Origin of the sequence: Streptomyces sp. NPDC087215 (genome assembly GCF_044744885.1) — a bacterium.
Lineage (GTDB): Bacteria > Actinomycetota > Actinomycetes > Streptomycetales > Streptomycetaceae > Streptomyces.
Genome location: NZ_JBIUZD010000030.1, coordinates 1 through 8,615 on the forward strand (window position 1 = coordinate 1; position 8,615 = coordinate 8,615).

Sequence of the window (8,615 nt, forward strand, 5' to 3'; positions counted from 1 at the left end):
CCCTCCTCGACGGCTACCAGGCCGCCCTCGTCGTCCCCCTGATCGCCGCCCTCGTCGCCGCGTTCATCAGCGCCTTCGGCCTCCGCGGCAAGACCACAACCACCAGCACCGAAACCCCGGCCGCACACATCCCCGACACCCCCGAACGCATCGAAGCAGCGAGATAGTCCTCGCGCCCGCGAGAGCGTCACGCGTGAACGGTGTTGCCCTGGCCTTCCGTACCCCGGTCGGCCAGGGCAACACCCTTTCCCGGCCCGGCGCAAGGACCCCGGCCCGGCACAACGACCCCGGGCAGCGCGGGAAACCTGAACTGCCACAGGAAACCCGGGCATCCCGGGCATCCCGGGTGTCATGGGTGTCACGGGGAACCTGGGCGTCGCAAGAGACCCGCCGGCGCGGGAATCCCGGCCGGAACCAAGGCCCGGCGCGGGAATCCCGGCCGGACCCTGGCGCGGCGCAAGGAATCCGGGCGGCGCGGGAACCCCGGACTGCCACGGGAATCCCGGGTGTCACGGGGAGCCTGGCTGTCGCAAGAGACCTGCCAGTGCAGGAATTCCGGCTGGGATCCGGCTCGGCCGGAAACCTGCCCGGTACAGGAAACCCGTCCGGTACAGGAAACCCGTCCGGTACAGGAAACCCGTCCGGTACAGGAACCCCCGGGCGTCACGGGGATCCTGGCTTGGCGCAAGGAATCCGGGCGGCGTGTGGATCCTCGCCGTCGTCTTTCCCGGCGGCTGGGCGCTTCTGTTTCCCGCTGACGGGCCGCTGTCTTTCCGGTGTCCGGCTTCCACTGTTTCTCCGCTGACGGGCCGCCGTCGTTCCCGCCGTCCGGCCGCCGTCGTTCCCGCCGTCCGGCCGCTGTCGTTTCCCGGAGCCAGGCCGCCGTCCTTTCCCGCCGTCCGGCCGCCGTCGTTCCCGCCGTCCGGCCGCCGTCCTTTCCCCGCCGTCCGGCTGCTGTCGTTTCCCGGAGCCGGGCCGTCATCCTTTCCCGTCGTCCGGCCGCTGTCGTTTCCCGCTGACGGGCCGCCGTTTTTCCCGGCGTCGGTCCGCCTCCGTTTCCCGGCGTCGGTCCGTCTCTGTTTCCTGCTGCCCGGCCGTCGTCGTTTTCTGGTGTCCGGTTGCCCGGAGAGTTCTCCGAGAGCGCCGGATTACCTGTACGTGACCGTGCTCCGGAGACAATGGAAATGCCCGTCGGCGCGGGGAACAGCGCGCCGTAAAGTTGCTGTGGCAAAAATTTTCTGAGGAGACAGGATGACCACGACCGACAGTGCCGTCACGACGGTGCTGGACGAGGTGACAGCCGTCGTCGAGACGCTTCGCAAGAGCGGTCCCGAGGCCGAGGACCGTCGCTGGATCCCGGAGGAGAACATCGAGCTGCTCGACAAGGCCGGTGTGTACCGGCTGTCGGTCCCGCGCCGTTTCGGTGGCCTCGATGCCCCGATCGCGGACCAGGTCAGGATCCTGAGCGAGATAGCCAGCGCGGACACGGCCACCGGCTGGGTCTCGATGATCTGGGTGTCCAGTGCCTGGGTCCCCAGCCTGTTCCCGGACAAGGCACAGGAAGAGGTGTACGCCGGTGGCGCGGTCCGTGTCTCCACCGGTTTCACCCCCTCGGGCACGCTGACGGCCGACGAGGACGGCTCGTACTCCCTCAGCGGTTCCTGGAAGTGGCTGTCCGGCGCGCGCGGCGCGAACTGGGCTCTGCTGTCCGCCCTGATCACCGGCCCGGACGGGACCCCGGCACCCTTCGCCGCGCTCGTCCCGTTCAGCGAGCTGGCCATCGCCGACGACTGGCACGCCGCCTACGGTGCGGGCACGGGCAGTTCCACGGCCACCGCCGAGAACGTGAGGGTCCCCGCCCACCGTGTGGTCAGCCTCATCGAGGTCCTCGGCGGTACCACCGGCAACCGGTCCAACACCGGTGCCACCGGCCGTAACTACGCCTTCGTCCCCTTCTTCATGGCCCAGGGCGCCTCCGCGTACATCGGGATCGCCAAGGGCGCCTACCAGCTCTTCCTCGACCGGCTGCCGGGGCGCGGGATCACCTACACGTCCTGGACCGACCAGAGCCAGTCCCCGCTCACCCAGATCCAGGTCGCCGTCGCCGCCAACAAGATCGCCGCGGCCGAGGCCCTCCAGGAGAACTGGCTGCGCCGTCTCCAGGAGCACGCCGACGCCGGGACGAGCCAGTCGGTGGAGGAGCGGGCCGCCGCCCGTGGCACCGCCTCCTTCGCGATCCAGCTCGCGAAGGAGGCCGTCGACGAGCTGTTCGAGGCCAGCGGCGCCTCGGTGATCATGCGTGACGTGCCGTTCCAGCGTTTCCACCGGGACATCCGCGGCCTGGCGCTGCACGCGCTGTTCGCCTACAACACCAACCAGGAAGTCCACGGCCGGGCCATCCTCGGGCTCGCCCCCGACACCCCGTTCCTGTGATCCGCCGTCCCGGCTGACCGGACACACCCCCTCCACCAGGACACCCCCTCCACCGGGACACACACCCACTTCACCGGTGGGACGCACACCTTCTCCACCGGGACACGCACCCCCCTCCACCGGGCCGCCCGCACCCCACGGGCGGCCCGGACCCGTACCTCCCCCCACAGGAGACCCGGCCCGTCCCCCCCTTTCACCACGGGCGGCCCGGACCCGTACCTCCCCCCCACAGGAGGCCCGGCCCGTCCCCCCTTTCACCACGGGCGGCCCAGGACTCGTACCTCCCCCTTCCCCACGGGTGGCCCGGGACTCGTACCTCCCACCCACCAGGAGGGGAGGCCCGGCCCGTACTTCCCCTCCTGGTGGCCCGGACCCGTGCCTCTCTTCCCCACGGGTGGCCCGGACCCGTACCCGCTCTTCCCCACGAGCGGCCCGGACCCGTACCCGCTCTTCCCCACGGGCGGCCCGGACCCGTACCCGCCCTTCCCCACGGGCGGCCCGGCCCGTGCCTCCCTCTCACCCCCCCGCTCTCCCCACCTCTGTCTCTTCTCCCTTTTGCAGGAAGGCTCATTGCCATGACCGACACCACCGTCCTCGTTCTCGGCGGTACGGGAAAGACCGGCCGCCGCGTCGTGAACCGGCTCAAGGAGCGCGGGGTCACCGTCCGTGCGGCCAGCCGTTCCGGGGACGTCCGCTTCGACTGGGACGACACGAACACCTGGGAGCCCGCGCTCGCCGGTGTGGACGTCGCCTATTTCGTGGACGCGCAGGACAAGCCCGGGGCCTGGGACGCCGAGGCCGCGCTGCGTGAACTGTCCGGCCTCGCGGTCGCGGGCGGGGTACGCCGGCTGGTGCTGCTCCAGGCCCGGGTGACCGATCTGGTGGGCGGCAAGTCGCTGATAGCCGGGGAACGCGCCGTCCAGGAGTCCGGCGCGGAGTGGACCGTGCTGCGGCCCAACTGGTTCTTCCAGAACTTCGACGAGGGCGTCCTGCTCGACGGTGTCATCGCCGGTGAGGTGGCGCTCCCCGCCGGGTCGGGCCGCGAGCCGTTCGTCGACACCGAGGACGTCGCCGCCGTCGCGGTCGAGGCGCTCCTGGAGGACGGCCACGCCGGGCAGACCTACGAACTGAGCGGCGCCCGCGCCCTCACCCTGGACGAGGCCGTCAGGGAGATCGCCCAGGCCACCGGCCGGGACATCCGCTACGTCCCCGTCGACCACCAGGCCTACGTGGACGAGCTGGTCGGCTACGACGTGCCCGCCGACTACGCGCTCTTCGTCGCCGATCTGGTCGCCCAGATCCGCGACAACAAGAACTCCACCCCCACCGACACCGTCCGGCGCGTGCTGGGCCGTGAGCCCCGGGACTTCTCCGGTTTCGTCAAGGACGCCGCCGCGCGCGGGGTCTGGAACGTCTGAGCCCCCGGTACGACCCAGACGGGGCCCCGCCGGGATCGCACCGGCGGGGCCCCCTCACACACCCCACACCCCACACCCCGCACCCCGCACCCCGCACCGCCATCCGTACCGCGGTCCGCACCCCGCACCGCCATCCGCACCGCCGTCCGCACCCCGCGCCGCGCACCCCGCACCGTCGTCCGTGCCGCGTATCCCGCACCGTCGTCCGTGCCGCGTATCCCGCACCGTCGTCCGTGCCGCGTATCCCGCACCGTCGTCCGTGCCGCGTATCCCGCACCGTCGTCCGTGCGCACCGTCCACTGCGGTTCGCCGTCCGCGTGCACCGCGCACCACGATCCGCCCACACCACGGTCCGCCGTCCGCGCACACCATGCGTACCGCGTACCGCTCACCCTCCACGCCGTGTCCGAGCACGCCACGAGCACCGTGGTCCGCCGTCCGCGCACACCGCCCACCGCGGTTCGCCGTCCGAGTGAACCGCGGTCCGCCGTCCGCTCGCACCGCGCCCTGCGCACCGCACTCACCGTGGTCCGCGCTCACCGCAGTCCGCAGTCCGCCGTCCGCTCGCACCACGTGCACCACGCACACTGCTCGCCGTTCACGGTGGTCCGTTCACACCGCGGTCTGCGGACCGCAGTCCGCCGTCCGCTGTCCGCGCACCGCGCTCACCGCGCCCCGTCGTCCGCTCACACCACGCACCACGCACCACGCACACTGCTCGCCGTTCACGGTGGTGCGTTCACACCGTGATCCGCCGTCCGTGCGGCAGTGCCCGGGGGTGGTCCGGCGGGGCTGGGTCCGGGTGGGTGGTGCGGGGTGCCAGCAGTGTCAGGGTCGATGCCCGGTGTTTTCCGCCGCCCCAGCCGGGGCGGCGTTCGAGGAGTTCGGGCCTGGCCGTGGCGATGGTGAGCAGCGGGGCCGTTCCGGCGCCGTCGGACAGGGACTCCAGCCGGTCCAGTACGGCGTCGGCGGCCCGGTGGGCGTCGTCGACGACGACGACGACCGGTTCGAGTGCCGCCGCCGCGCTCAGCAGTTCTCCCCACACGTGCAGTATCTCTTCCCGGGCGGCGGGGTCCACCGGGCAGACGCCCAAGGGCAGCAGCGGCAGCAGGCTGCGGTAGGTCTGGGCGCGGTGTGCCTTGGTCATGGGCAGCCGCCAGACGGCGGCGGCGAGTTTGGCGCGGGCGACTTCGCGTGCGTCCTGGGGCAGGACACCGCAGTAGCGGGAGAGGATCACCCCGGCCACCGCCAGCGGCGGCTGGCTCTTACCGGCCCGTGCGGTCAGGACCCGTACCGGCGCCGGGGACTGGACGGCGATGCTGCGCTCGAACTCCGCCAGCAGGTGGGACTTGCCCACGCCGGGTGCTCCCAGGACGGTCACCAGGTGGGGGACCGAGCTGTGCCGGGCCCAGTCCAGCAGTCCGTTGAGCACCCCGAGTTCGTGTTCGCGGTCGGTACGGAACGCGCTCTGCTCGCCCAGGAGTCCGAGCACCTGCCAGGCGTCGGAGCAGTCGTCGGCTGATTTCGCCGCGACGGACCCGGTGGTCGCCAGCCGTGCCGCGCCGCTCATCCACACCTCGCCGTCCGGTACCCGCCCCAGCATCGTCCGGCCGTCGTCCAGCAGGGTTCCCACGGCCGAGGGGCGGGCCGCGTCGGCACCGGGACTCAGCCGGACCAGGGCCCGGCCGGTGGTCACCGCCGCCCTGAGCGCGTTCTGCATACCGGCCGAGAACCTCTCGCGCAGCGCGAGGGCGGCGCGGACGGCCCGTTCGGGATCGTCCTCGCCGGGCCGGTCGACACCGAACAGGGCCAGCGTGAGCGACCCGATCGCGGCGACGACGGTGCCGCCGAACCGGGTGATGACGTCCTCGACGGTGTGCAGGGCGGTCTCTATCTCGCCCGGGGACACCTCGTCGAGACTGCCCAGACGCAGCCCGACGAGCAGCGCGCTCACCGGGATCCGCTCGCCCGTGCCGCCCTGAGGGGGGATCACGGGCGCAAAGAGCGCGGGCTGTCCGCCCGCCGCCCCCCGCGGGCCGGGCGGGCCCGCGCTCTCGCGCGGGAGGCGGGCCCCGTCCGCGGACAGGGCGGGATCGTGGGTCAGTATGGCGTGCTGGAGCGTCCGCAGGCCGTGGCCCGGTTCCAGCCCGAGGTTCTCCACCAGGGAGGACCGCACCCGTTCGTAGACGTTGAGGGCGTCGGCCTGCCGCCCGCAGCGGTAGAGCGCGAGCATGAGCTGCCCGCGGGCCCTCTCCCGCCAGGGCTCCGCCTCGGCCATCATCGTCAGCTCACCGAGGATGGAATGATGGTGCCCGCACTCCAGTTCGGCCTCGAAGAGGTCCTCCAGGACATCGAGCCGGTCCCGGCGGGCCGCGTCGAGCTCCGGCCAGGCGATGCCCGACTCGGCGAGGTCGGCCAGCAGCGGGCCTCCCCACAGGTCCAGGCCCTGCCTCAGCCACCGGGAGGCGTCCCGCGCCGCGCCCGCCGCGAGTTCGGCCCTGCCCGCCGTCACCCACCGGCGGAAGACCAGCAGGTCCACGTCGTCGGGGTCGACACGCAGCATGTAGCCGGGGGCCTTGGTGAGGAGTTCGGGCGCACCGGGCGATCCGGAGCCCATGTTTTCGGACAGAATCGTCCGCAGGCCCCATATCGCGTTGTGCAGGATCTTCCGGGCCGTGGCAGGGACGTCCTCCGATTCCCAGAGCGCCTCCACCAGCTCGCTCGTGGCCACCACACGGTTGGCATTCAGCAGGAGATACCCGAGCGTCGCCCGCTGCTTCGTCCCCCCCAGGGCAACGGGACCGTCCGCCGATATCGCTTCCAACGGCCCTAGCAATCTGAACCTCATTGCCCCCCGCTCCAAGGTCTGACGTGCATACGGAAATACCCGCGGGCCGAATCAGGTTGGCAATCCTTGACGCGCCGGAAGGCCTGTGGTGCACTTCCCGCAGATTTTCCCCCACTCTCTCACCAGCCCCTTGAAAGAGTCTTGAGCAGCGCGTGACAGGAATATTTTCCCCCGAGGGGGAACAGGCCACGAAAAAGAGAAGGTGAAACCCATGGTCGACAACCGGGACGAAACCGCCGGCAGCACCGGGGAAGCGGACGTGGCAATTCTGGGTCTCGGTCTGATGGGGCGGGCGATCGCCGCCGCGCACCTGCGGGCCGGCCGCTCCCTGACCGTATGGAACAGGACACCCGGACGCGCCGGGGACCTCATCACCCAGGGCGCCGTGCCCGCCCCGACCGCCGCCGCGGCCGTCGCGGCGACCGGGGGCCTGGTGATCGTGTGCCTCACCGACCACGAGGCGGTCCGCTCCGTACTCGGCCCGCTGGGCAGGGCACTGGACGGGCGCACCGTCGTCAACCTGACCTCCAGCACCTCCGGCCAGGCCCGCGAACTCGCCGCCTGGGCCGCCGAACAGGGCGCCGCCTACCTGGACGGCGCCGTCATGGCCGTCCCGCAGTCCATGGGCGGACCCGACGCGGTACTCCTGCACAGCGGGGACGAGAAGGTCTTCGAACAGCACCTGCCGGTCCTGCGCGACCTGGGAACCTGCGTGCACATCGGCTCGGACCCCGGCCTGGCGGCCCTCCACGACGTCGCCCTGCTCACCGTCATGTGGGGCGTCCTGAACAGCTTCCTGCACGGCGCCGCCCTGGTGGGCACGGCACGCGTGCCCGCCTCGGACTTCGCCGTCCTCGCCAACCAGTGGATCTCCTCCCTCACCGAGTTCGTCACGGCGTACGCCGAACAGATCGACGCCGGCGCCCCCGTCGCCAAGGACGCCAGCCTCGACACCCACGCCGCCGCCATGGACCACCTGGTGCAGGAGAGCGAGACCGCGGGCGTCGACGTCTCACTGCCCCGGCTGTTTCGCGGCATGGTCGCCGAGGCACTCGCGAACGGCCGGGGCGGCGACAGCTACGCCGCTCTCATCGACCAGTTCCGGCCCGCTCCCGACGGTGACCGTAAGGGAAGCAGGTGACTTCAAAGTGCCTTCTTCCCTGACCGGCGTCCGTACCGCATCCTCATGACAGAAGGGCTTTCCAAGACCTCGCCGACAACAACAGGACGCCGAGAGGAACAGATATGGCTACCACCGTGGAATCCTTCTCGGAAATCGAAGACAAATTCAACTCCTACATCCAGGACATCGTCTACTGCACGATGATCACCGTGGACAGCAAATCCCGCCCGAGGGCCCGTGTGCTCCTCCCCGTCTGGGAAGTGGTCGACGGAAAGCCGGTGGGCTGGCTCGCCGCCTACAAAACACCTGTCAAGGTGGCCCATCTGGCGAACAACCCGCACACCACCTACTCCTACTGGAACCCCCGGCAGAACGCGGTGTTCATCGACAGCGTCTCCACCTGGGCGGAGGACCGGGAGACCAGGCAGTACGCCTGGGACCTCTACCGCAAGGGAAGCCCGGCAGGCGTCGGGTACAACCCGCTCAACTTCTGGCGCGGCGGCCCCGACGACCCCAAGTACCACGTCCTGCGCATCGACCCCTGGAGAGTGCAGGTGCTCCGGGGCTCGGACCTCAGCAGCCGCATCTGGACCGACGGGAGCCGCCGCTGACTTGAGACAGGCACGCAACGGCAGCACGACAGGTGCGGGACCGGTGCGGGACGGGCACGGGACCGGTGTGGGGCCGGTGAAGGGGTGGAACTCCCGGCGCGGGGGGGGCCCCCCCCCCGCCCCCCCCCGGGCCCCGGCGCCCCCCCCCCCCCCCCCCCCCCCCCCCCCCCCCCCGCCCCACA

The 8,615-nt window shown here is 71.5% G+C and carries 5 protein-coding genes; 4 read left to right on the forward strand and 1 reads right to left on the reverse strand.

Annotation, left to right across the window (positions count from 1 at the left end):
* The first annotated feature begins 1,251 nt into the window (after window positions 1-1,251).
* Complete coding sequence (locus ACIO92_RS33915; protein WP_366446480.1) at window positions 1,252-2,433, forward strand: acyl-CoA dehydrogenase family protein; 1,182 nt, start codon at window positions 1,252-1,254, stop codon at window positions 2,431-2,433.
* 575 nt (window positions 2,434-3,008) lie between these two features.
* The gene (locus ACIO92_RS33920) at window positions 3,009-3,851 is read left to right on the forward strand and encodes an NAD(P)H-binding protein (protein ID WP_366446479.1); all 843 of its coding nucleotides are present in this window, start codon (window positions 3,009-3,011) and stop codon (window positions 3,849-3,851) included.
* A gap of 739 nt (window positions 3,852-4,590) precedes the next feature.
* Here ACIO92_RS33920 and ACIO92_RS33925 read toward each other — a convergent pair.
* Window positions 4,591-6,585, reverse strand: coding sequence for a BTAD domain-containing putative transcriptional regulator (locus tag ACIO92_RS33925; RefSeq protein WP_366446369.1), 1,995 nt, complete (start codon window positions 6,583-6,585; stop codon window positions 4,591-4,593).
* 373 nt (window positions 6,586-6,958) lie between these two features.
* On the opposite strand from ACIO92_RS33925, the gene ACIO92_RS33930 reads away from it, so the two are divergent.
* Window positions 6,959-7,840: an NAD(P)-binding domain-containing protein gene (locus tag ACIO92_RS33930; protein WP_366446368.1), complete on the forward strand. Its 882-nt coding sequence runs from the start codon at window positions 6,959-6,961 to the stop codon at window positions 7,838-7,840.
* Window positions 7,841-7,944: 104 nt separating this feature from the next.
* Window positions 7,945-8,433, forward strand: a complete 489-nt coding sequence (locus ACIO92_RS33935; RefSeq protein WP_366446367.1) for a pyridoxamine 5'-phosphate oxidase family protein — start codon at window positions 7,945-7,947, stop codon at window positions 8,431-8,433.
* The last annotated feature ends 182 nt before the right edge of the window (window positions 8,434-8,615 follow it).

Bases quoted from the DNA above. Each gene is read 5' to 3' on its own strand.
- ACIO92_RS33915 (WP_366446480.1), top strand. From the start codon at position 1,252: ATGACCACGACCGACAGTGCCGTCACGACGGTGCTGGACGAGGTGACA.
- ACIO92_RS33920 (WP_366446479.1), top strand. From the start codon at position 3,009: ATGACCGACACCACCGTCCTCGTTCTCGGCGGTACGGGAAAGACCGGC.
- ACIO92_RS33935 (WP_366446367.1), top strand. From the start codon at position 7,945: ATGGCTACCACCGTGGAATCCTTCTCGGAAATCGAAGACAAATTCAAC.